The sequence below is a fragment of the Sinorhizobium fredii USDA 205 genome (genome assembly GCF_001461695.1).
Classification (GTDB): Bacteria; Pseudomonadota; Alphaproteobacteria; order Rhizobiales; family Rhizobiaceae; genus Sinorhizobium; species Sinorhizobium fredii.
Map to the genome: position 1 here is coordinate 1 of NZ_AUTC01000197.1, position 22,090 is coordinate 22,090.

Consider the following 22,090-nt stretch of genomic DNA (forward strand, 5'->3'; position numbering starts at 1 on the left):
GCGCCTCCAAACCCGACCTCTCCCGCGTCAGCGGGTTAGTTCAATCCCATCAGATTCAGTCAAGCAATGAAACGCTCTAGAAGGAAAGATCGAGAACCTTGCCCTCGAAGAGCCGATCGCGCGAACCTTCGAGGTGCTTGCGCATCAGTTCGCGGGCGTCTTCGGCGCGGCCCTCCTGGACAGCGCGGTAAATCTGGCGGTGCTCCTCGTAGACCTGCTCAAGGCCGGGCCGCGGACCCATCAGCGACAGGCCATGAAGGTGCATGCCGACGGCGATGTGGGCTCTGAGCGCCTCGAGCGAGGCGGTGTAGTAGTGGTTGTTCGCCGCTTCCGCGACCGCCTTGTGAAAGAGGAAATCGGCGTCGGTGCGGTGCAACTGGTGGCTGGTGGCCTCGCGCAATTCGGCAAGCGCCGCCGCGATCCGGGCGATTGCCGCCTCGTCGCGGCGCTGGGCGGCGTAGTAGGCGGCGGCGGGCTCGATCGTCAGGCGAAATTCATAGCAACGCTGGATGTCGGCGATCGACTTGACGGGCGAATAGGCAAGCTGGGCGGCGGCGGAGACCTGCGCACTGACGAAGGTGCCGGCGCCCTGGCGCGAATAGATCAGACCCTGTTCGCGCAGCCGACCGAGCGCATCCCGCACGACCGGGCGGGAAACGCCGAGCATCGACGCGAGCTCGTGCTCGCCCGGAAGCCGCGAGTCCGGCGCATAGTTGCCGGTGCGGATCCGCTCATGCAACTGATTGAAGACCCGATCGACGAGCTTTACCGATTTGCCGCGTTCGCTTTTCGCTTCGGCTGCCGCCTCCTGGCCAAGGCCGCCATTCTCCGCCATTCTCTTATCCATCCTGTTCATTCTGCAAAACCTTTAGCAGAGATTGCGCATTGCCGAAGCCCCCCGACTTCACCGCGCAGCGCATCCGCCTGCCATCCGGGCGCGTAGTCTCGAACCAGGGGATACCCGCCTCGGTCTCGCCGTTCGGCAACAGGACGCGAGACCCCAGCGAACGCAGGATAGCATAGGCCGTGTCGCCGCCGCCCATCATCAGCACGTCGGGCAGCGTGGTGGCAACGATGCGGGAAACGCCCTCGCCAAAGCGTTGCGCCACGGTTTCCTGAGCATCGGTCAGGGCGCCCGTACATCTCAGAAGCATCGGCAGCCGCGCCGACTCGCCATCGCCCGGTACGTCACCGGCCGGCGCATCGCGGTAACTGGCGATAAGGCCGCTGTCGAGCAGAACCGTCATCTGCGCCTCGGTGATCGGATCGCGCGAGCCGAAGGCAAAGAGTGTCCTTGGTGAGGTCTCGAAGTGTGTCGGCGCTGAAGGTCGGGCAAGCCGCCTTGCAAGTGCACGGCCGAGGCCGCGCGCCCCGACCGCGACGGTTTTCGACCAGTCCAAGCTTTCGACAACGCCGTCGAGGTCGTCATCCGAGGCGGCATTGGCAATCTGAACCTCTATGCCGCTATCCGAGAAGTGGGGTGCAATCGGCAATGGTTCGGGGACACCAAAACCGACCACATGGGAGTCACGGGTATGACGTTGCTGGTCGGGCACGGCAGGCGCGACCAGCAAGTGGTGGCGGCCGATGGCAAGGGCCAGCGCCTTGCTTTCGGCTGCGACATTGCCCTTGAGCCGCGAGTCGATTTTCTTGAGCACGAATTCCGGCGAGGCGCGGCAAAGCGCGGCGGTCGCCTGTCGGACGCGATCTGCAGCGTGAACGGCATCGAGGGCACGCGACACCGTATTGACGACGACGACCTCCGCGCCGGTCGCAATTGTCGCCTTGACCGCGTCGACGTCGAGCGCCACGGCCACTGTCAGGCCCGCGTCGACGAAGGGCGTTCCGGTATCGAGGGCGCCCGTCAGGTCATCGGCAACGATGGCGACGCGAATGGTCATGGCTCTATTCGCCGTTCACCGCGTGGCAGGCGACGAGGTGCCCCGGACGCGCCTCCTTCCACTTCGGAACCACCCGGCGGCAGACCTCCATGGCGATCGGGCAGCGGGTATGAAAGCGACAGCCGGCGGGCGGGGCAAGCGGGCTCGGCACGTCGCCTTCGAGGATCTGCCGCTTGCGGCTGCGCTCGTGCGCCGGATCGGTCTCCGGCACGGCCGAAAGCAGCGCCTTCGTATAGGGGTGGAGCGGCGTCTCGAAGAGCGCGTCGCGGCTGGCAAGCTCCGCCAGGCGGCCGAGATACATGACGCCGACCCGGGTCGAGATGTGCCGTACGACGGCAAGATCATGGGCGATGAACAGATAGGTGAGCCCGTATTTCTCCTGCAGGTCAAGCAGCAGGTTGATGATCTGCGCCTGGATCGACACGTCAAGCGCCGAGATCGCCTCGTCGCAGACGATGAATTTCGGCTGGCAGGCGAGCGCCCGGGCGATCACCACGCGCTGGCGCTGGCCGCCGGAAAGCTCGTGCGGATAGCGCGAGGCAAAGCGCGGCGGCAAGCCGACATCGGTGAGCAGTGCCGTGACCTTTTTCTCGAGTTCGGCCTTGGTGGCGAGCTTGTGGAAGAAGATCGGCTCGCCGATCGCCTCGCCGACCGTCATGCGCGGGTTGAGCGTCGAATAGGGGTCCTGGAAGACGATCTGCAGATCGCGCCGGAACGGCCGCATCCGCTTCTCGTCGAGAGCGGTCAGGTCCTGGCCCTTGTAGACAACCTTGCCGGAGGTCGCCCGGTGCAGGTTCAAAATGGTGAAGCCGGTGGTGGACTTGCCGCAGCCGGATTCGCCGACGAGGCTCAAAGTCTCGCCCTCGAGAATATCGAGGCTGACGTCGTCGAGCGCGTGCACGGTCGCGGCCCGTTCGCCGAAGGCGCCGAGCCGGACGTGGAAGTGCTTGACCAGGTTTTCGATCTTCAGAAGAGGTTGGGCACCCATCAGGCAGCCTCCCGGGCTTTTTCGACGGCAAAGCAGGCAGCTCGGTGGCTGCCCGCGGCTGAGATGGGTTCGAGCTTCGGCACATGCGTGCGACAGATATCCATCGCCAGCGGACAGCGCGGCGCGAAGGGACAGCCCTCGGGCCTGCGGCCCGGTTCGGGCGGCGTGCCGCCGATCGAGTTCAGCCGCGAGGCCGGCGCATCGGAGAGCTTCGGGATCGAGGCAAGCAGGCCGCGCGTATAGGGGTGTTGCGGATTGGCATAGAGTTCGTCGACCGGTGCATCCTCGACGACGGTGCCGGCGTAAAGCACGACGACGCGGTCGACGAGGCCGGCAATCAGCGCCAGGTCATGGGTGATCCACACCACCGACATGCCGAGCTTTTCGCGCAGCCCCTTCACCAGGTCGACGATCTGCGCCTGGATCGTCACGTCGAGCGCCGTCGTCGGCTCGTCGGCGATCAAGAGCTTCGGTTCGCAGGCAAGGCCGATGGCGATCATGACGCGCTGGCGCATGCCGCCGGAGAGTTCGTGCGGATAGGCCTGGATGCGCTCCTCGGATCCCGGAATGCCGACGAGGCGCAGCAGCTCGACGGCGCGTGCCCGCGCCTGCTTCCTGCTCATGCCGCGAAGGTAGATCAGCGGCTCGGCAAGCTGGTCGCCGATCCGCATCACGGGGTTGAGCGAGGTCATCGGATCCTGGAAAACGAAGCCGATGTCGCCGCCGCGCACTTTCCTGAGTTCCCGGTTCGACATCGTCTGCAGGTCGCGGCCGTCGAAACGCGCCTTGCCCTTGGCGACGCGGATCTTGTTGGGCAGGAGCCGCATCAGGCTCAGCATGGTCAGGCTCTTGCCGCAGCCGGATTCGCCGACGACGCCGAGCGTCTCGCCCTTGTCGACATGAAGGTCGATGCCGTCGACGACGACCGCGGGACCGCGCCGCGTCTCGATTTCGACCGTCAGACCCTTGACGTCGAGCAGCCGCTTTTCCGTTTTCGCACTCATCATTTGCTGCCTCGCGGGTTCAGAGCGTCGTTGAGACCGTCGCCGAGGAAGGAGAAGGCGACGGAGGCGAGACCGAGGACGGCCGCCGGGGCGGCAAGCAGGTGCGGATAGTGCTGCCAGACGCGCAGGCCGTCCGAGATCATGTTGCCCCAGCTCGGCGTCGGCGGATTGACGCCGACACCGAGGAACGAGAAGGCGCTTTCGAGCACCATCGCCGTACCGAGGCCGGCGCTGACCGCGACGATCAGCGGCCCGAGCGCGTTGGGGATCACATAGCGCATCAGGATGATGCGGTTGGAAAGGCCAAGCGCCTGCGCGGCGGTGATATAGGGCCGGCTGCGGATCGAGAGCACCTGGGCGCGCACCAGACGCGCATAGGGCGGCCAGGAAATCAGGGCCATGGAGCCGAAGACCAGCAGGAAATCGATCCACACAGTCTCGCGATAGAAAGGATTGAGCGTTTCGAGATAGCGCGCCTCCATCCATTGGGCGATCGGCGTCTTCAGCGATGCATTGATGACGACGACGAGAAGCAGGTTGGGCACCGACATGGTCACGTCGGTCAGCCACATGATCACCCCGTCGAACGGATTGCCGAAGAAACCGGCGACCGCGCCGAGCACCGTGCCGAGGACCAGCGCGATCGCCGTCACCACGACGGCGACGAGAAAGGCAGTCCGTGTGCCGTATACGACCCGGCTGAAAACATCGCGCCCGAGATCATCGGTGCCGAAGAGGTGGGCGAGCGACGGCGCCTGGTTTCGCGCCTCGAGATCCTGCCCGAGGAAGTCGTAGGGTGTGAGGTACGGGCCGAACAGGGCGACGAAGGCGAGCAGAGCAATGACGCAGAGGCCGAAGATCGCCAGGCGGTTCCGCTTCAGACGGTACCAGGCATCGCGCCACAGGCTGACCGGCGCTTCTTCGGCGAGAGGGGCGGGCTGGGCTTGGACGACGGACATGTCAGCGGCTCCTCTTCGCATCGGCGGCGCGCGGGTCGAGCAGCGGGTAGAGGATGTCGACCAGCAGGTTCGAGATCATCACCAGGAACGAGCCGATGAGGGTGATCGCCAGGATCACCGGATAGTCGGAATTGGTCAGCGCCTTGACGGTCAGGCGGCCAAGCCCCGGGAGACCGAAGACGAGTTCCACGAAGATCGCGCCGTTGACGATCGTGATCATGATGAGGCCGAGTTGGGTGACGATCGGCGTCAGGACCGGCCGCAGGATATGCTTGAGCGCCACGACGATCTCGGGCACGCCCTTTGCTCGCGCGGTGCGAACGAAATCTTCGGAAAGCACCTCGATGACCGCGGCGCGCGTCTGGCGGATGATGAGCGCGATCGGCTGGAAGGAAAGCACGATCAAGGGCAGGAGGATGCGGATGTCGAAGACGCCGCCCCAGCCATAGGGAACGTTGACGCCGGGCAGCAGAACGATGAGGCCGACCATCAGCAGGGGCCCGGCGACATAGGCCGGGATTGCCCAGAGGAAGAGGGCCGAGCCGAGAATGATGTAGTCGAGACGGCGGTTCTGGTTGAGGGCCGCGATCAGGCCGAGCGGGATGGCGACGAGTGCGGTGAGCACGATGGCGCAGAGCGCCAGCTTGAAGGAAACCGGTGTTGCCGCCTTGACCATCGCCCAGACGGAGCGACCGGAGGTCAGCGAATTGCCGAAATCGCCCTGGATCAGGTTCCAGACGTAATAGCCGAACTGTTCGATGAACGGCCTGTTGAGCCCGGCGCTCTCGCGGATCGCCTCGATCCGCTCGGGATTATAGGCGACGTCACCCGGCGCGCGCAGGAAAATCAGCTTGATCGGATCGCCGGCGCCATAATAGGCAAGCGCATAGACGGCCATCATCACCAGCAGCACCGACGGTATCCAGATGGCAAATCGTGTCGCGACGTAACGCAGCATGTCGCTCATTCCTCCCGCATGTGCCGGTCAACCGCCGTAGGCGGCCACCGGATGACATGCTTACCTGCGCCGGCTCGGCCCAAATGGCGTCGTACGCCGACGATTTATGCGCGAGGACCGCTACGGAACACGAAGGTTGGCGGCCCATGCGCTTATTCGAGCGCGAAGGCCCCGAGAGCCTTCGCGCGACTTCCTCTCAATACGTCGGTAGCAGCCGGCCATGTCAGCCGACCGAAATCTCCCACGGCTTTGCCACCTGCCAATCGAGATTCTTGTCGATGCCCTTGACCTCGGCGGTGGCCCAGCGCGACATCGCCTGAGCATACCAGGGGATGAAGACCCAGTCGTCGCGGAAGGCCTTCTGGGCGTCCTGGGCGAGCGCCACGCGCTGCGGATCGTCGGCCGCCTTCGTCGAGCCTTCCTTCAGCAGGTTGTCGACCTTGTCGTTCTTGTAGCCGCCGAGCTTGTTCTGGGCGTTGGACGAGGTCGAGGCGATCGAGCCCTGCAGATAGGAGACCGCATCCGGCACACGGGTGCCGACGTCGTCGCGGAAAATCTGCACCGCATTCTGGTCGGGACCGGCATAGGCGTCCTGCTGCGGCTTCATGTCGACGGCGGAAATGCCGAGGTTCTGGCGCCATTGTTCGGCGATGAACTGCGCAGCCGCTTCGATCGCCGGGCCGGAAACCCCGACGAAGAGCAGCTTCGGCAGTTTCTCAGGTCCGCCATAGCTCGACTCGGCCAGCAGCTTCTTGGCGCCTTCCGGATCGTAAGGGTAGGGCTCGAAGCCAGAATTGTCGGCGCCGGGCACGGAGTTCAGGATCTGGTCCGTCTTCTTGTGCGGTCCGTCGGGGAAGGAGGCCTTCATCAGGCCGTCGCGATCGACGGCGCGGATCAGCGCCTCGCGCACCTTCGGATCGTCCATCGGCTTGCGCGCCGTGTTGAACCAGAAATGCTGGCTGGTCGGGATGATCGGACCGGAGGCGAAGTCCGGCCCGAGGTCCTGGATGATCGTCGAGGTGACGAGCTCCGTATGGGCGTTGAACTCGCCGGATTTCAGCAGCGACGTCGCCGTGACGTTGTCCTCGATCGAGCTGATCTCGATGCGGGCGAGCTTCGGCTTCGGGCCGAAGAAATTCTCGTTGGGTTCGAAGGTCAGGGTGCCGGCGTCGATGTCGATCGTCGTCAGCTTGAACGGACCGGAATAGACGGCGCCATTGTCCGGCATGTACCAGTCGCCGATCTCCTCGCCGTCTTCGCCGCGCGACTGCTCGGCCTTGGTGATCGGCGCGATGTGGTTGGCAAGGCGCATGAAGAAGATCGGATCCGCTTCGCTGAGCGTCACGACGACGGTGCCCTCGTCGGGCGTCGCGATGCCGGAAATTTCCTTGGCGCTGCCGCCGCTCACGTCCGCGAATCCCGCGACCTTGCTCAGCACCTGGTCGGCGCGCTGGCTCTTGGTGTTCGGCATCGCCGCGACGTTCCAGGAACCCTTGACGTCCTCGGCGGTGATCTTGCTGCCGTCGGAGAAGGTGGCTTTCGGATCGATCTTGAAGGTCCAGACCTTGTCGCCGTCTGACGATTCCCAACTCGTGAAGACATAGGGATGGATCTTGCCTTCGCTGTCGAAGAACATCGGTGAGGCCCACCAGATCGAATTCCAGCGATAGGGAACGCCGCCGCCGCGCAACGGCGACCAGTCCTGGTTGAAGGCCGGATTGGCGACCTTTAGCACCTGGCCTTCCTGCGCAAGAACGATTCGCGCGTTCATGCCGGCGATCGTCAAGGCGACCGAAGCGCCGAGGCCGACCTTGAGGGCGTCGCGCCGCGAGATGCCCGTCATTGCGGAGCCGAGATCATTCCGTCTGGTCATTTCATCCTCCCGTGCGTGAAATCGAGCGCCTCCGCTCTCCCCGGATATGCGGCGCCCTGATTGGCCTTACACTGGACTATATTGTAAATATGTCAACAAAAATTGCGATGCTCCACGAGCTTGAATTTTGATCGTCAAAAAGAGATATAAAAAACAAATAATTACAGAATAACGAAAATATAAGAGCCGATTTTCTTATTGACAACAAGGGGGATGAGGAACACAAAAAGCCGCGATGAAGCGCTCATGGAGCGTGGCTTGCGGTGGTCCGGTGACCACGTCTGACAAGTTTGTAAGTTGATCGCGAGGATCCCGGTGGAGGAACAGATGAACGGAAGACATGCAGTGACCGGCGTCTATTGCGCCGCCGCGACGCCGCTCAAGGAAAACGGAAATCCCGATCTCGCGCTCTTTGCCGATCATTGCGGCAGGCTGCTTTCCGAAGGGTGCCATGGAATTGCCCTGCTCGGCACGACGGGCGAGGCCAATTCCTTTTCGCAGGATGAGCGCAGATCGATCCTGGAAAGCGCTCTTGCGGCCGGCATTGCCGCCGATCGGCTGATGCCCGGCACCGGCGTTGCCGCCATACAGGAAACCGTGGCGCTGACGAAACACGCGCTCTCGCTTGGGGTGACCAAGGTCGTAATGCTACCGCCCTTCTACTATAAGGGCGTTAGCGACGAGGGGGTCTATGCAGCCTATTCGCAAATCCTTGAAAAGATTGCGGATAGTCGCCTGAAGGTGATCCTCTACCATATCCCGCAAGTCTCCGGGATTCCGCTGTCGATCCCGCTTGTCAAGCGGCTCGCAGCGGCCTTTCCCGAAACGATCGTCGGCATCAAGGATTCCGCCGGCGACTTCGCCAACATGCAGGCACTGGTGGCAGAGCTTCCGGGCTTTTCCGTACTTGCCGGCGCCGATCCTTTGCTTCTGCCGCTCCTGAAGGCCGGAGGTGCCGGCTGCATTACCGCAACCTCCAATCTCGTCGCGGATTCGTTGCGGCTGGTCTTCGATCACGTCTCGGACGCCGCGAAGGCCGCCGAGGTCGAAGCGGCGCAGGCCCGCATCAACGCCTACAGGACGCTGTCGAATTCCTACGTGCAGATCCCGACCATCAAGGCGATGGTCGCCTTGAAGCGCGCCGAGGATGCCTGGTTCCGGACGCGCGCCCCGCTCGTGCCACTGAACGAGAATGAGCGCGCCGATCTCGCGGCGAAATTCGCGGCATTAGATTGAGGAGGATCGGATGGCCTATTCTGCACTGGAGCCCCAGCAAGTACCGTCTCGGATGACGGGAGAAGTCGTCCCGAGTTCCAGCCAACCCGGCCGTCACGACGCCTATCTGCCGTCGCCCTGCGTGCAGAACCACGCCGCCAATCTCGCTTTCCTGCCGGAAGGCACGCTGACATGCGTCTGGTTCGGCGGGACGATGGAAGGGATGGGTGACATCTCGGTTTACATGTCGCGGCTGGAGCCTGGGGCTCGCCGCTGGAGCGAGCCGGAGAAGATGTCGGACGACCCGGCGAAGTCCGAGCAGAATCCGTTGATCTTTACGGCGCCCGATGGCCGTGTCTGGCTGCTCTTTACCTCGCAGACCTCGGGAAACCAGGATGGCGCGGTGGTCAAGCGCCGGATTTCCACCGATGGGGGCAAGTCCTTCGGTCCGACCGAGGTGCTCTGCGACATCCCCGGCACCTTCGTGCGCCAGCCGATCATCGTCAATGCCGCCGGCGACTGGCTGCTGCCGGTCTTCCGCTGTATCGGCGAAGCCGGCCGGCGCTGGACCGGCGCCGTCGATCGCGCCGCCGTTCTGGTCTCGCGTGATCAGGGCAAGAGCTGGACGATGGCGGAGGTGCCGGACAGCATCGGCGCGGTCCACATGAACATCGTCCCGGCCGAGGACGGCACGCTGGTCGCCTTCTATCGCAACCGCTTCGCGACCAATGTGCTCAGAAGCCAATCCAGCGATGCGGGGCTGAATTGGACGGCGCCGAAAGCCGTGGAGCTGCCGAACAACAATTCGTCGATCCAGGCGATCCGCATGAAAAATGGTGCCATTGCAATGGTTTACAACCACAGCAATGCGTCGATGTCGGATGCGCGCCGCCATTCGCTTTATGATGAGATCGAGAGCGATGGCGGGGAGGACAACGGATCCACCGAAGCGGTCGCCTCTGCCCGTCCGGCGGTCTGGGGCGTGCCCCGTGCGCCGCTCAGCCTGGCGTTTTCGACGGATGGCGGCCGGACTTTCCCGCGCCGCATCGACCTCGATACGGGCGACGGTTATTGCCTGAGCAACAACTCGAAGGACTCGCTCAATCGCGAATTCTCCTATCCGTCCATTGTCGAAGACGCCGAAGGCCGGCTGCACGTCGCCTACACTTATTTCCGGCGGGCGATCAAATATGTCCGGTTGGATCCGCCCTATCTCGAAAATGTAGAGTGAACTGGCGGCTCGGTGGACCGGTCGCGGCCCCGAATTGACAAGTGGAGCGGGTGGCGTAGCGTCCGCCGGGTTGCGGCTGGCAACCGCTGGAAGCGTTGGTGGCCGTCGCGGCGCTCGAGCAAGAATTACAATTATTTACAAAACGATAAGCGTATCCTATCCGGCGACATCGGCGGCCACAGTGAAGCAGCGAACTACATCTCACGGAGAAAAGCGCCATTGCCGCTCTTGCCATTTGACGATATAAAGTATAACAACTTTACATCTTCGCGCGCATGTTGCGGCGCGGGGTTCAGGGAGGATCGGTCGGATGAGCAATCTGGATAGGCCCATTTTCATGGTGAGGCCGGGTCTGATCGAGTTCGGCACCGGCGTGGCGACAAGGCTGGGGGCCTGGGCAAAGACTAAGGGGTATCGCCGCGTCCTGGTCATCTCCGACGCGTTCAATGCGGCGCGGACCGACGTCCTTGGGCTCGCCGGCGAGGTGACCGTCTATGGCGAAGTCAAGGCCGAGCCCGATACCGGCGACCTCGACCGCGTGCTTTCGGCCGCGGAAGCCGCCAAGGCCGATCTGATCGTCGGCTTCGGTGGCGGCAGCGCCATGGATCTCGCCAAGCTTGCGGCCGTTCTGTCCGGCTCCTCACAACGGCTGACCGATGTCGTCGGTGCCGGCAAGGTCGCCGAGCCGCGTGAAGTCGCGCTTGCCCAAGTGCCGACCACGTCCGGAACCGGCAGCGAAGCGGGCATCCGCGCCCTCGTCACCGACCCGGAGACCAAGGCCAAGCTCGCCGTCGAGAGTATTTATATGCTCGCCGACATTGCCGTCATCGATCCCGCGCTCACCTTCACCGTGCCGCCGAAGGTGACGGCGGCCACCGGCGTAGATGCGCTCGCCCATTGCGTCGAGGCCTTCACGAACCGCAAGGCCCATCCCGCCATCGACATTTATGCGATCGAAGGCGCGCGCCTTGTCGGCCGCTATCTGGCGCGGGCCGTCCGGGACGGCAACGATGCCGAGGCGCGTGCCGGCCTGTCACTTGCCTCGCTCTACGGCGGCTATTGCCTCGGGCCGGTGAACACGGCTGGCGGCCATGCGCTTGCCTATCCGCTCGGCACGCGCTGGCATGTCGCCCATGGCGCCGCCAATGCGCTGATCTTCCCGCATGTACTGGCTTTTAATACACCGGCCGTGCCTGAAAAGACGAAGGCGGTACTCGAGGCGCTGGGCCTGCCGGCCTCACGGGAGATCAATTCCGTCTTTGACGCGGCACACGAATTCTGCGCCTCGCTTGGCATCGAAATGAGTCTGCGTCAGCTCGGCGTGCTTGCCAACGACCTCGGCACGATGGCCGACGACGCCTTCGCCATCCGGCGGCTGCTCGACAACAACCCGCGCGACCTTTCGCGCGCCGACATTCTCGCAATCTACGAGGCCGCCTTCTAGGCAGGCCCCAGGGAGGAAACCATGGGCAAGGACACCCGCGTCGCAATCACGCTCGGCGACCCGGCCGGCGTCGGGCCGGAGGTGATCGTCAAGGCGCTCGAAACGCTGCCGCGCGAGGAGCTCGCGAGCTTCACCGTCGTCGGCAATATCGAAGCGCTGGAGCGGGCCAAGCGTGCGACATCGACCGCCGTCAACTTCGCGACCCGCCCGACTGACGGTGCCGTTCTCGTCGAGGAGGTGCCGATCGACGCGACCTTGCCGGAGATCGGCAAGGTGAGTGCCACAGCCGGCGAGGCCTCGGTGCGCTACATCCGCCGCGCCGTCGAGATGGCGGTGGCGGGCGAAGCCGATTGCATCGTCACCGCGCCGATCAACAAGGAGGCGATGAACCTCGCCGGCCATCATTTCGACGGCCATACGGGTCTTCTCGCCCACCTGACCGGCTCGAAGAGCTCGTTCATGCTGCTGGCCTCCGAACGGCTCAACACGATCCATGTGTCGACGCATGTGTCGCTGCGCGGGGCCATCGAGCGGGCGACGCTCGAGCGGGTGCTGGCGACGATCGAGGCCGGCCACAACCATTTCATGCGGCTCGGCGCGAAGCCGCGCATCGCCGTTGCCGGCCTCAATCCGCATTGCGGCGAGAACGGCCTTTTCGGCGACGAGGACACACGCTTCCTGGCGCCCGCCGTCGAACTGGCCAAGGCCAAGGGCATCGACGTCACCGGCCCGATCTCGGCCGATACGGTTTTCTCGCGCGCCTATAACGGTGCCTTCGATCTGGTGGTGGCGCAGTATCACGATCAGGGGCATATCCCGATCAAGCTGGTCGCTTTCGACACCGCCGTGAACGTCTCGCTGGGACTGCCGATCGACCGCGTTTCGGTCGATCACGGTACGGCCTTCGACATCGCCGGAACCGGCAAGGCGAACCACGTCAACACGCTTTCGGCGATTGCCTATGCGCGGCTGGTGGCAGGTTCACCCAGGCGGACGGCCACGCAATAGACCGCGATCCTCGAATGCTGTCGTCCGCTGCCCGCAGCCTTGCGACGACCAGCACAAATGGCAGGGGGAGGTCAGCCTCCGAAACTCGGCGCGTATTCAGAGCCGTCCACGCTTGAGGGCCGTCCGTCGATGAACAATTCGCTCACACGCGGCGGCGTGCGGGCAATGACCTTGCCGCGGCGGATCACGGCAAGTCGGTTCGGCTTCAACCGCAAGGCTTCCAGCGGATCGCGCGCCTGGAGGATGACGAGGTCGGCGTTGCAGCCCTTCTCCAGCCCATAGCCCGCAAGGCCCATCGTCTTGGCCGAATTGACGGTCAGCGCGTCGAAGACCTTCCTCTTGTCCTCGATGCCGGCCATCTGGGCGACGTGGATCGCCATGTGGCCGACTTCGAGCATGTCGCCCGAGCCCATCGAGTACCAGGGATCCATCACGCAGTCATGGCCGAAGGAGACGTTGAGGCCCGCCTCCATCAGCTCGCGCACCCGCGTCAGGCCGCGACGTTTCGGGTAGGTGTCGTGCCGGCCCTGCAGAATGATGTTGATCAGCGGATTGGGGATAACGTTGATCTCCGCCTCCGCCATCAACGGAATGAGCTTGGAGACGTAGTAGTTGTCCATCGAATGCATCGAGGTGAGATGCGATCCCGCGACCCTGCCCTGAAGCCCGAAGCGGATCGTCTGCGCCGCAAGCGTCTCGATATGGCGCGACATCGGATCGTCGGTCTCGTCGCAATGCATGTCGACCGGCAATCCGCGTTCGGCGGCGATCCGGCAAAGCGCTTCCACCGATGCCGCCCCGTCGCCCATCGTGCGCTCGAAATGCGGAATGCCGCCGACGATGTCGACGCCCATGTCGAGCGCCCGATTCAAGGCGTCGACGGCGCCCGGCGAGCGGTAGTAGCCATCCTGCGGGAAGGCGACGAGCTGCAGGTCGAGATAGGGCGCGACCCGGTCGCGGACCTCGAGCAGCGCCTCGACTGTCACGAGCCTGGGGTCGCTGGTGTCGACATGGCTGCGGATCGCAAGAAGTCCCTGTGAGACCGCGAGATCGCAATAGCGCAGCGCCCGCTCGACGAGCGCCTCGCGCGTCAGCGTTGGCCTCAGTTCGCCCCAAAGCGCGATGCCTTCAAGCAGAGTGCCGGAGCGATTCATCCGCGGCAGCCCAAGCGACAGCGTTGCGTCCATATGAAAATGCGGATCGACGAAGGGCGGCAAGACGAGCCGGCCGGTCGCATCGATCTCCTCCTGCGCCGATGCTTCGATCTTCGCGCTTGCCTCGGCGATTCTGTCGCCTCGGATCCCGATGTCGATGCCGCTGCGGCCGTCCGGGAGGTTTGCACTTCGAATGATGAGGTCGAACATATGGCACCAACGTGTGAGATGAAAAGCGCAAAGAGTACGGGCGGGAGAGTGCCACAGACAGGGTGATGTTGGGAGCTGTTCTACCGAGAAATCGACTTCCAAGAGCGAGGGCTGCGCAGCAAGCGACCGCTTGCTCCTAAATGGTTCAAACGGCGACGAGCATCTTCAATTCTCTTCTACCGAAATACCCTGTTCGCCAATCTTGATCTCGACGCCGGGCTTGTTTTCCTCGCGGTAGACATAGATGCCCAGTCCGATCGCAACCACGGCAAGAACAGCGATGATGAGATAGAGGCCATTCCGGTTCATCCGGTGCGATCCTTTCAAGAAAGTTGCCATTTCGGTAGCTAGGAGTCCCTCCCAGAAAGGCAACTGCAGCGCGGTTCAAGGGGCACTGCGATTTTCGGGTTTGTTGCTGAAGTGGGCGTTGCCGAGGCCAGTGCCGATCGTCAGAATGCCCCAGCCGGATACGTCTTGCATGAAGGGGATTTGCGAGATTCCCTGGACGACTGCGTCGTTGTGCATGATCACGAATGTTTCCTCCTCGCCGATTTGCGGAATAGCTTTCTTGAGGGCGACCGGCAGGTTGAAGTGCTCGCTCTCCCAGTTGCCGCCCGGCAAGTTCTGGCCGCCGCGCAGGATCGATCCATCGGCATTGATGACTCCGGGGCAAGCCACTCCGATCACCGGTGCCGGCGCGAGACCCGCCTTGTCGGCCTTGGCGGCAAGCTTCTCGATCATCGCAATGAGCCGCTCGATCGTCGCGCTCCGATTGGGCCTGTCGTCCGCATGCCGCCAGATATCCGACTTCCAGACCTTGGCCTTCGAGAGGTTGCTCTCGTCCTTCAAACGCAGCTCGACGATGCCCACGCGGACATTCGTGCCGCCGATATCGATGGCAAGGATTGCCTTGTGACCCTTCAGCATCCAGGCGGGCATGAGGTGGGCCGCGCCGATAAGCCCGGCGTCGTCCGGATGATGGACGATGGGAGCGAGTTCTATCTTGAGACCCTCGGCCTTTAGCAGCACCATCGCCCGGGCGATTGCGAGTTCACCTGCGGCGCTGCCTCGGAAGCCACCTCCGATCACCACGCGTTCGGTATTCTTCCAACTCTTCTGCTGCAGAAATTTGTCGAGAACGCTGGCGAGTTCCCCAGCAAATTCGTCGATCGCTCCCATCACCAGGGCGGCCGCTTCCTTGTCTTCGCCGATCAGGAAGGCGTCGATCTGCTTTTTCGACAGGTCGCCCGTCGGCGTCTTCCCAAGCGGATCTTCGCCCCCCTTGCGCACGCGCTTGCGCCAGGCGTCGAGCTTCTCCTGAAAGGCAAACTTATTGGCCCTGTCGCCCAGGAAACCATCGCCGGCACGAAGTCCCACGTTGTAATCGTCGACTGTTACCGACGGTAGATCGTCTGCACCGTGGATGAGGGGAGCGCCGTTTCGTTTCTCGTTCGCGGATCTGCCCACGCGACCTCCCTCGGATGCTTCGTCTGCACATAGCGTGACTTAAAACGTAAGCGGCAGGGCGATGTTCCCGCGCTGCTCGCGCGATACTCACGTAATGAAGGAGAAAGTCGCGGATGACGTGCCGGGTCATCCACATTCTCCGGCGTGGTACGGGGCGGCTGCAGAAGCGCCGCCTCGACGAGTTCACACAACGAAGAAATCCGCTGCCGTCAGCGCAAGATTCGGGTCAATGGTGGCAAAATGGATCCGTCCTCCGGAAGCGTTGCCGTTACTATCGTAGAACAGCATTCCGGTGTCCGTCTCGTAGATGATCCGGTCGCTGGCGTCAGCCGCCGTTCCACTGGTATTCTTGACGAATTGCGCCGCGGTCAGGGTTCCGGTTCCGGTGATTGCGGTGAAGATCGCGTTCTCCAGCCGGATCGCATCATCGACGACGCTGTAATCCTCTATCACATCGATATTGGAGGCACTCAGCGTCGTGTTGAAAAAGAACGTGTCCCTTCCGCTGCCGCCGAGCAAAGTGTCTTTACCAAGGGCGCCGGCCAGGAAATCGTTGCCTCCTTCTCCCCTGAGGATATTGGCGACCGAACTACCAGTCAGACTGTCGGCAAAGTTCGTCCCACGAACGCCCTCGATGCTGATGAGCTTGTCCTGCTTGCGAAATCCGTCGACGGCGACCCCGGTGGCGAGATTGACGGTTACCCCAGCCGGGCCGCCGAAATTCGCGTCGCGTTGATTAGCCCACGAAATCGAATCCACCGCCTCCATCGATCGTGTCGCGCCCCCCGAGGCCGATGAACGCCTCGCCGCTGGACGAACCCTTCATGCTGTCGGCAAACTGCGTTCCTCTGAAAGCTTCGATGTTCGCGAAGGTTTCGCTATTCCCAAAGGGATCGGTAACCGTCTTAGCCGTTGCGTCGAGCACGATTCCTCTGCAAGCATCGGCGTTCGAGTAGGCACCCTGAAAGCTCACCTCATCGAATCCGCTGCCGCCGTCATAGGTGTCCTTGCCTTCCCCACCTTCCATATAGTCGTCGCCGCCGTTTCCCTTGAGGACGTCATTGCCGCCGAAGCCGTATATGTCGTCAATGCCAGCGGAGCCGTTGATGGTGTCGCTGCGGCTCAATAGCCATTGCTCCAGACCCCAGGGGTCGTAAGCGTCGGTCGCATCTTCAAAGAGAACCAACGACAGATTGAGCCCGGTTCGCGATTGAACGAGCGTGGTGCCATCGTTCTGGAACAGGTCGAACTTCGTGATCGTTCCGCCGGTCGCTTCGCCCGCCGCGTTGAAGGTGAAGCCAGATCCTGTGATTGTCAGCTTGAGGCCGTTGTCCAGCTGAAAACGGATCTGCGTGGCCGATTTGCTTATAAGCGTGGCGGTCGTGAGATCGACCAGGTCACCGAATTGCGGATTGAAGCCGACGACTCCGGTATCGCCGGCGTGTAGCTCCCCGGATACTTTCCGCCAGGGAAGAAGAAATTCAAGGTTGCCATGCGTGCCCCTTCTAACACTCCGCCGTGACTCTGCGCGCGGATCCACCGTGAACGTTTTCCGAGTTTGGCGTTTGACTCGCCTATTGGTTGTGATGTCATAGCTCTTTACCGGACGGAAAAACAGTCACCTGAGATCACTTAGTCGGCAAAGATCGATCTGAGGATCAAACCGCGTTCGTAGGCGCTAGATATTCTCCGGCGTGTAGATATCGAAGGGCAGGATGGTCTGTCCGGGGACGCCGGCGGTGCCCCGGTCGATGGCGCCGATCATCAGATTGATCGTTTCTCGCGCCAGGGTGTGGACGGGCGTGGCGACCGCCATGATCACCGCTTCGTCGGCAAGGGCTGCGCGCGACTCCGGTGTCAGCTCGTTGACGACGACGAGCAGTTTTCCCACGAGGCCTTCCTCCCGGATCGCCGAAATCGCCCCCTCCATGCCGCCGCCGCAGACGTAGAAGCCGAGAAGGTCAGGGTGCCGCTTCAGGAGGTCGAGCGTCGCCTCATGGGTGATTTCGGCTGTGTCGAGGTTCACCATCGTATCCAGCACCTCGAATTCGGGCGCCTTCTCGCGAAAATAGGAGCGAAAGGCGATCTCGCGCAGTTCATGGCCGAGAAAGCGGTGGCTGCCGATGAATGCCGCAACCTTGCCCGGCCGCTTGGCCGCCCGGGCGATCATCCAGGCGGCGGTTCGCCCGACCTTTTGATTGTTCAGGCCGATATAGCCTTCGCGTACGCCGGAGGCGAAATCGGAAAGCAGCGAGAAAGTCGGGATGCCGCGCTCTCTCAGTTCCTCGACCGTGGCGGTCACGGCCGGGTAGTCGGGGGCGACGAAGGCGATCGCCTGGTTGCGTGCCGCCATTGTCTTGAGTTTTTCGGTAATCCCCGCCGGCGTCGAATTGGCAACGAAGTCGATCTGCGGGATGACCCGGGCATTGGTCAACGCCAGGGCCGCATTCTCCATTTCCTTCGCGACCGCTTGATAGAAAGCTTGCTGCGGTTTCTGCAAGAGAAAGCCGAGACGATACTGCGGCAGATCCTCGAAAACGCGCTGCTGCAGCAGCCCGACCGCGTGGTAGCCGATCGCCTTTGCCGCGTCATAGACGCGCCGCGCCGTCTCCTCGCGCACCGGGTGGCGGCCGTTCAGCACCCGGTCCACCGTCGCCACGCTCACCCCCGCGGCCCGCGCCAGATCCGCAATTGTCGGCCTGCTGCTCATCTCAGCGCCTCCCTGACAGCATTACCTCATTTATGAGGGCGTCATCCTGATATGTTTTGAGAGAATATATCATGGATGCATTGAGAGCTGACAAAAGTCAACTTATTCTCCTCGCATCAGTTGAAGGCGCAGACGGGAGCGCGCTTCGGGAGGCAGGCATGACGACAGTTCCGACGAAACGAGACTACAGCCTTCTTGGCCGCGACGCCGAGATGGCGGTGGCCAATGGCCTTGCCGCGGCCGAATGGTACCACACAGAAATTCCGCGCAAGCAGATGAAGGAACTGATGAAGCGCGATGATGGCCCGGCGATCCGCGATACGGCGATTTGGCTCGGCAGCATGGTCCTTTTCGGCGGTCTTGGCATCTTTTTCTGGGGCACCTGGTTCGCGGTGCCGTTTTTCCTCGCCTATGGCGTTCTCTACGGCTCGGCCTCCGACAGCCGCTGGCATGAATGCGGCCACGGCACGGCCTTCAAGACGATGTGGATGAACGACGCCGTCTATCAGATCGCCTGCTTCATGATCATGCGCAATCCGGTGACGTGGCGCTGGAGCCACACCCGCCATCACACGGATACGGTCATCGTCGGCCGCGACCCGGAGATCGCCGTCATGCGGCCCCCGGATCTTCTCCGCCTCGTCCTCAACTTCTTCGGCATCATCGATTTCTGGCATGCGCTCATCGACATGGTGCGAAACGCCTTCGGCGTCATCAGCCCGGCGGAGAAGACTTTCATTCCGGAAATGGAGCGACCGAAGGCGATCCTCGTCGCCCGCATCTGGCTCGCCATCTATGTGACGACCATCGGTCTGTCGGTCTACCTGGGCTCGATCCTGCCCCTGATGCTGATCGGCCTGCCGCGGCTTTACGGCGCCTGGCATCACGTGTTGACCGGACTGCTGCAGCACGGAGGCCTTGCCGACAACGTCATCGACCACCGGCTGAACAGCCGCACTGTTCTCATGAACCCGGTGAGCCGCTTCATCTACTGGAATATGAACTACCACGTCGAGCACCACATGTTCCCGATGGTGCCCTATCACGCGCTGCCGAAGCTGCACGCGATGATCAAGCACGACCTGCCGGCGGCCAATCCGTCGATCCTCAATGGCTATCGCGAGATGATCCCGGCCTTCCTTCGTCAATTGCGCAACGAGGATTATTTCTTGAAGCGCGACCTGCCGCCGACGGCGAGGCCCTATCGCGAAGAGTTCCACAGCGAGCCGGTCGCCGCCGAGTAAGGGCGAACGAACAGCCGGCAATCAACACAGCATTGAATGGAGGAAACCATGAGCTCGAACTGGGTCGAGGTCTGCGCGGCCGACGATATCGACGAGGAAGACGTCATCCGCTTCGACCACGAAGGCCGTACCTTCGCGGTCTACCGCAGTCCCGATGACGAATATTTCGCGACTGACGGGCTCTGCACGCACGAGCATATCCACCTCGCCGACGGGCTGGTGATGGACGACATCATCGAATGTCCGAAGCACAACGGCCGCTTCAACTACAAGACCGGGCAAGCCAAGGGTGCACCCGTCTGCGTCAACCTGAAGACCTATCCGATCAAGGTCGAGGCGGGCAGCGTCTTCATCGCGATTTCCTGAGGACGCGTCCTGAGCCACAGGCGCGAGGGGAGGAGAACATGAGCCATATCGTTATCGTCGGCGCCGGCGAATGCGGCGCAAGGGCTGCCTTTGCGCTGAGGGAAAAGGGTTTCGAGGGCGAAATCAGCCTGATCGGCGCCGAGCCGCATCTCCCCTACGAGCGGCCGCCGCTTTCGAAGGACGGGCTCGCCGGCGCCGAGCCGCCGAAATATGTGGCTGGCCCCGATCGCTATGAGGAGGCACGGATTGCCGTGCTGACGAGCGTCACGGTGGAGGCGATCGATCGTCGGCGCAAGGCCGTGCGGCTCGCGGACGGTCGCTCGATCGACTACGATCGGCTGCTTCTTGCGACCGGCGCCCGGCCGCGCCCCCTTCCGGACGCGCCCGAGAACGCTGAACGCGTCCGGATGCTCCGGACCCACGCCGACGCGCTGGGGATCCGCAGCGCCCTTGCGCCCGGCCGAAAGCTTGCCATTGTCGGCGGCGGCTTCGTCGGCCTCGAACTCGCTGCGACCGCCCGCAAGCTCGGCGCCGAGGTCGTGCTGATCGAGGGATTGCCGCGCGTCCTTTCACGCGGCGTACCGGAGGACATCGCAACAATCGTTACCGAGCGGCACCGGCAGGAAGGCGTCGAGATTATCTGCGGGGCGCGCATCGCGGCGCTCGAGGCGGATGATATTGGCGCACGCGTCCACTTCGCCGATGGCGCCAGCAGGCTCGCCGATCTCATTGTTGTCGGCATCGGCGCTGTCCCGAATACCCAGCTTGCGGAAGCCGCCGGGATTCTGGTCGAAAACGGCATCGCCGTCGACGAGACGCTCCGGACCTCAGATCCCGATATCTATGCGGCTGGCGACTGCTGCTCCTTTCCGCTGTCGCACTATCGCGGCCGGCGTGTGCGGCTCGAGGCCTGGCGCAACGCGCAGGACCAGGGAACACTCGTAGCGGCCAATCTGATGGGGGCGGCCGAGCTTGTGGCAAGCGTGCCGTGGTTCTGGTCGGATCAATATGAGCTCACCCTGCAGATTGCCGGCCTTGCTGATGGTGCTGCGACGACCGTCCGGCGCGATCTGGGCGATGGCGCTTTCATCCTTTTCCACCTCGACGGCGAGGGCCGGCTAGTGGCCGCAAGCGGCATCGGGCCTGGCAACGCAGTCGCCCGCGACATCCGCCTCGCCGAAATGCTGATCGCTGCCGGCAGTCGACCTGATCCAACGGCGCTTTCCTCGCCCGAAACCAAGCTCAAGAAGCTGCTGGCCGCCTGAAGGCCGCCGCAGTTCGCCCCTGTTCAAGCATTCACCCGGAGATTTCCATGAAACACCGTCGCCCGACCGTTGCGGATCTGTTGTCGATCAAGGGCAAGAGGCAGCTGACCATGCTGCGCGTCGTGACGCTGGAGGAGGCGGAAGCCGCCGAGAAGGCCGGCATCGACCTCGTCTCCGTTCCGCCGGCGCTGCTCGGGCCTGAGTTCCGCGAAGCGGCGCCGACGGTCTTTGCCTTTCCCGGGCTCGAATATGGCGACTTTATCACCGCCGAGGACTACCTCCGGGGCGCATTCCAGGCGATGCGCGCCGGCGGTGACTCCGTCTATTGCGCGGCTGGCCTTTCGACTGTGCGCCGACTGCGCGAGGAGGGCATCCCGGTCTGCGGCCATGTCGGACTGATCCCGTCGAAGGCCACCTGGACCGGCGGATACCGCGCCGTCGGCAAGACGGCCGACAGCGCGCTCGAAATCTGGCGTCAGGTCAGAGCACTCGAAGAGGCGGGCGCCTTCGCGGCGGAGATCGAGGTCGTGCCGGGAGAAGTCGCGGCGGCGATATCGCAGCGAACTTCGCTGCTGATGCTCTCCATGGGCGCCGGCAGCGGATGCGACGCGCAATATCTCTTTGCCGAAGACGTGCTCGGTCAGAATCGCGGCCACTATCCGCGCCATGCCAAGATCTACCGCGACTTTGCGGCTGAATACGAGCGGCTGCAACAGGAGCGGATTTCCGCCTTCCGCGAATATGCCGAGGACGTCCGCTCCGGCGCCTATCCGGAAAAGGCGCATCTGGTCGGCATCGAGGCGGGCGAGCTGGAGGAATTCCTCGCCAGGATCGACGCGCAGCAGCAGACGTACCGCGCGAGATAACAGCCAAAGCGCCGGGCGACATTTTCAGGCGCAAAAAGGTCGCTGCAGCACTTTGAAACGCTGCAAGATATATCCTTTAATCGGCTCCTCTATAAAGAAGCCATGCAGCGGGCCTAAAGCCTAAAGACGCGACAGCAAGGACGAATGATGCACACTTATGTTTTGACGGTAACCTGCAAATCCACCCGCGGCATCGTCGCGGCGCTCTCCGGCTATCTCGCCGAACA

At 63.1% G+C, this 22,090-nt stretch carries 19 protein-coding genes and 1 pseudogene; 8 read left to right on the top strand and 12 right to left on the bottom strand.

Annotated elements, in window-relative coordinates; translation table 11 throughout:
• Positions 1-76: 76 nt before the first annotated feature.
• The 7 genes from N181_RS28535 to N181_RS28565 all read right to left on the bottom strand — a co-directional run bounded on the left by N181_RS28535 (position 77) and on the right by N181_RS28565 (position 7,683).
• Positions 77-835: a FadR/GntR family transcriptional regulator gene (locus N181_RS28535; RefSeq protein ID WP_080577311.1), complete on the bottom strand. Its 759-nt coding sequence runs from the start codon at positions 833-835 to the stop codon at positions 77-79.
• 4 nt (positions 836-839) lie between these two features.
• A complete protein-coding gene (locus N181_RS28540) occupies positions 840-1,901 on the bottom strand; it encodes a four-carbon acid sugar kinase family protein (RefSeq protein WP_037393103.1) in 1,062 nt (353 codons plus the stop codon).
• 4 nt (positions 1,902-1,905) lie between these two features.
• Positions 1,906-2,889: an ABC transporter ATP-binding protein gene (locus N181_RS28545; RefSeq protein ID WP_037393101.1), complete on the bottom strand. Its 984-nt coding sequence runs from the start codon at positions 2,887-2,889 to the stop codon at positions 1,906-1,908.
• Complete coding sequence (locus N181_RS28550; RefSeq protein WP_037434791.1) at positions 2,889-3,896, bottom strand: ABC transporter ATP-binding protein; 1,008 nt, start codon at positions 3,894-3,896, stop codon at positions 2,889-2,891. The genes N181_RS28545 and N181_RS28550 overlap by 1 nt, the downstream gene beginning before the upstream one ends.
• Positions 3,893-4,852 carry an ABC transporter permease gene (locus N181_RS28555; RefSeq protein ID WP_037434789.1) on the bottom strand — a complete coding sequence of 320 codons (960 nt, stop codon included), beginning with the start codon at positions 4,850-4,852 and terminating at the stop codon, positions 3,893-3,895. Before N181_RS28555 ends, N181_RS28550 begins: the two co-directional genes overlap by 4 nt.
• Position 4,853: 1 nt before the next feature.
• A complete protein-coding gene (locus tag N181_RS28560) occupies positions 4,854-5,810 on the bottom strand; it encodes an ABC transporter permease (protein WP_037393119.1) in 957 nt (318 codons plus the stop codon).
• A gap of 223 nt (positions 5,811-6,033) precedes the next feature.
• Positions 6,034-7,683 (bottom strand): ABC transporter substrate-binding protein, encoded by a 1,650-nt coding sequence (locus N181_RS28565; RefSeq protein ID WP_037393096.1) that lies wholly within the window; start codon positions 7,681-7,683, stop codon positions 6,034-6,036.
• Positions 7,684-8,010: 327 nt separating this feature from the next.
• On the opposite strand from N181_RS28565, the gene N181_RS28570 reads away from it, so the two are divergent.
• From N181_RS28570 to pdxA, 4 genes are all read left to right on the top strand, one after another.
• The gene (locus tag N181_RS28570; protein ID WP_037434788.1) at positions 8,011-8,919 is read left to right on the top strand and encodes a dihydrodipicolinate synthase family protein; all 909 of its coding nucleotides are present in this window, start codon (positions 8,011-8,013) and stop codon (positions 8,917-8,919) included.
• Between the two features lie 10 nt (positions 8,920-8,929).
• A complete protein-coding gene (locus tag N181_RS28575) occupies positions 8,930-10,129 on the top strand; it encodes a sialidase family protein (protein ID WP_037468177.1) in 1,200 nt (399 codons plus the stop codon).
• A gap of 310 nt (positions 10,130-10,439) precedes the next feature.
• On the top strand, positions 10,440-11,573 hold the full coding sequence (locus tag N181_RS28580; protein WP_037393089.1) for an iron-containing alcohol dehydrogenase: 1,134 nt from the start codon (positions 10,440-10,442) through the stop codon (positions 11,571-11,573).
• Between the two features lie 21 nt (positions 11,574-11,594).
• Positions 11,595-12,581: a 4-hydroxythreonine-4-phosphate dehydrogenase PdxA gene (gene pdxA / locus N181_RS28585; RefSeq protein ID WP_037393087.1), complete on the top strand. Its 987-nt coding sequence runs from the start codon at positions 11,595-11,597 to the stop codon at positions 12,579-12,581.
• A gap of 71 nt (positions 12,582-12,652) precedes the next feature.
• On the opposite strand, the gene N181_RS28590 is transcribed toward pdxA, so the two are convergent.
• The 5 genes and pseudogenes from N181_RS28590 to N181_RS28610 all read right to left on the bottom strand — a co-directional run bounded on the left by N181_RS28590 (position 12,653) and on the right by N181_RS28610 (position 18,122).
• Positions 12,653-13,945, bottom strand: coding sequence for an amidohydrolase family protein (locus N181_RS28590; protein ID WP_037434782.1), 1,293 nt, complete (start codon positions 13,943-13,945; stop codon positions 12,653-12,655).
• A 165-nt stretch (positions 13,946-14,110) separates the two neighbouring features.
• Positions 14,111-14,254, bottom strand: a complete 144-nt coding sequence (locus N181_RS34205) for a hypothetical protein (protein ID WP_037393083.1) — start codon at positions 14,252-14,254, stop codon at positions 14,111-14,113.
• 75 nt (positions 14,255-14,329) lie between these two features.
• On the bottom strand, positions 14,330-15,412 hold the full coding sequence (locus tag N181_RS28595) for an ROK family protein (protein ID WP_037393081.1): 1,083 nt from the start codon (positions 15,410-15,412) through the stop codon (positions 14,330-14,332).
• A gap of 183 nt (positions 15,413-15,595) precedes the next feature.
• A pseudogene (locus N181_RS32625) lies at positions 15,596-16,906 on the bottom strand (calcium-binding protein).
• A 184-nt stretch (positions 16,907-17,090) separates the two neighbouring features.
• Positions 17,091-18,122, bottom strand: a complete 1,032-nt coding sequence (locus N181_RS28610; protein ID WP_037393079.1) for a LacI family DNA-binding transcriptional regulator — start codon at positions 18,120-18,122, stop codon at positions 17,091-17,093.
• A 158-nt stretch (positions 18,123-18,280) separates the two neighbouring features.
• Here N181_RS28610 and N181_RS28615 point away from each other — a divergent pair, with 158 nt between their 5' ends.
• Genes N181_RS28615 through N181_RS28630 form a run of 4 tightly spaced genes read left to right on the top strand, consistent with a single transcriptional unit; the run spans position 18,281 to position 21,863 of the window.
• Positions 18,281-19,366, top strand: a complete 1,086-nt coding sequence (locus tag N181_RS28615; RefSeq protein ID WP_037393077.1) for a fatty acid desaturase family protein — start codon at positions 18,281-18,283, stop codon at positions 19,364-19,366.
• 48 nt (positions 19,367-19,414) lie between these two features.
• On the top strand, positions 19,415-19,732 hold the full coding sequence (locus N181_RS28620) for a MocE family 2Fe-2S type ferredoxin (RefSeq protein ID WP_037393075.1): 318 nt from the start codon (positions 19,415-19,417) through the stop codon (positions 19,730-19,732).
• Positions 19,733-19,770: 38 nt separating this feature from the next.
• Complete coding sequence (locus N181_RS28625; protein ID WP_037434780.1) at positions 19,771-20,997, top strand: NAD(P)/FAD-dependent oxidoreductase; 1,227 nt, start codon at positions 19,771-19,773, stop codon at positions 20,995-20,997.
• Between the two features lie 47 nt (positions 20,998-21,044).
• Complete coding sequence (locus N181_RS28630) at positions 21,045-21,863, top strand: 3-methyl-2-oxobutanoate hydroxymethyltransferase (RefSeq protein WP_060564097.1); 819 nt, start codon at positions 21,045-21,047, stop codon at positions 21,861-21,863.
• Positions 21,864-22,090 lie beyond the last annotated feature (227 nt).

Coding starts and splice junctions, on each gene's coding strand:
- N181_RS28610 (WP_037393079.1), bottom strand. CDS start 18,122: ATGAGCAGCAGGCCGACAATTGCGGATCTGGCGCGGGCCGCGGGGGTG.
- pdxA (WP_037393087.1), top strand. CDS start 11,595: ATGGGCAAGGACACCCGCGTCGCAATCACGCTCGGCGACCCGGCCGGC.
- N181_RS28625 (WP_037434780.1), top strand. CDS start 19,771: ATGAGCCATATCGTTATCGTCGGCGCCGGCGAATGCGGCGCAAGGGCT.
- N181_RS28620 (WP_037393075.1), top strand. CDS start 19,415: ATGAGCTCGAACTGGGTCGAGGTCTGCGCGGCCGACGATATCGACGAG.
- N181_RS28550 (WP_037434791.1), bottom strand. CDS start 3,896: ATGATGAGTGCGAAAACGGAAAAGCGGCTGCTCGACGTCAAGGGTCTG.
- N181_RS28565 (WP_037393096.1), bottom strand. CDS start 7,683: ATGACCAGACGGAATGATCTCGGCTCCGCAATGACGGGCATCTCGCGG.
- N181_RS28560 (WP_037393119.1), bottom strand. CDS start 5,810: ATGCTGCGTTACGTCGCGACACGATTTGCCATCTGGATACCGTCGGTG.
- N181_RS28570 (WP_037434788.1), top strand. CDS start 8,011: ATGAACGGAAGACATGCAGTGACCGGCGTCTATTGCGCCGCCGCGACG.
- N181_RS28575 (WP_037468177.1), top strand. CDS start 8,930: ATGGCCTATTCTGCACTGGAGCCCCAGCAAGTACCGTCTCGGATGACG.
- N181_RS28555 (WP_037434789.1), bottom strand. CDS start 4,852: ATGTCCGTCGTCCAAGCCCAGCCCGCCCCTCTCGCCGAAGAAGCGCCG.
- N181_RS28545 (WP_037393101.1), bottom strand. CDS start 2,889: ATGGGTGCCCAACCTCTTCTGAAGATCGAAAACCTGGTCAAGCACTTC.
- N181_RS28590 (WP_037434782.1), bottom strand. CDS start 13,945: ATGTTCGACCTCATCATTCGAAGTGCAAACCTCCCGGACGGCCGCAGC.
- N181_RS28540 (WP_037393103.1), bottom strand. CDS start 1,901: ATGACCATTCGCGTCGCCATCGTTGCCGATGACCTGACGGGCGCCCTC.
- N181_RS28580 (WP_037393089.1), top strand. CDS start 10,440: ATGAGCAATCTGGATAGGCCCATTTTCATGGTGAGGCCGGGTCTGATC.
- N181_RS28535 (WP_080577311.1), bottom strand. CDS start 835: ATGGCGGAGAATGGCGGCCTTGGCCAGGAGGCGGCAGCCGAAGCGAAA.
- N181_RS34205 (WP_037393083.1), bottom strand. CDS start 14,254: ATGAACCGGAATGGCCTCTATCTCATCATCGCTGTTCTTGCCGTGGTT.
- N181_RS28615 (WP_037393077.1), top strand. CDS start 18,281: ATGACGACAGTTCCGACGAAACGAGACTACAGCCTTCTTGGCCGCGAC.
- N181_RS28630 (WP_060564097.1), top strand. CDS start 21,045: ATGAAACACCGTCGCCCGACCGTTGCGGATCTGTTGTCGATCAAGGGC.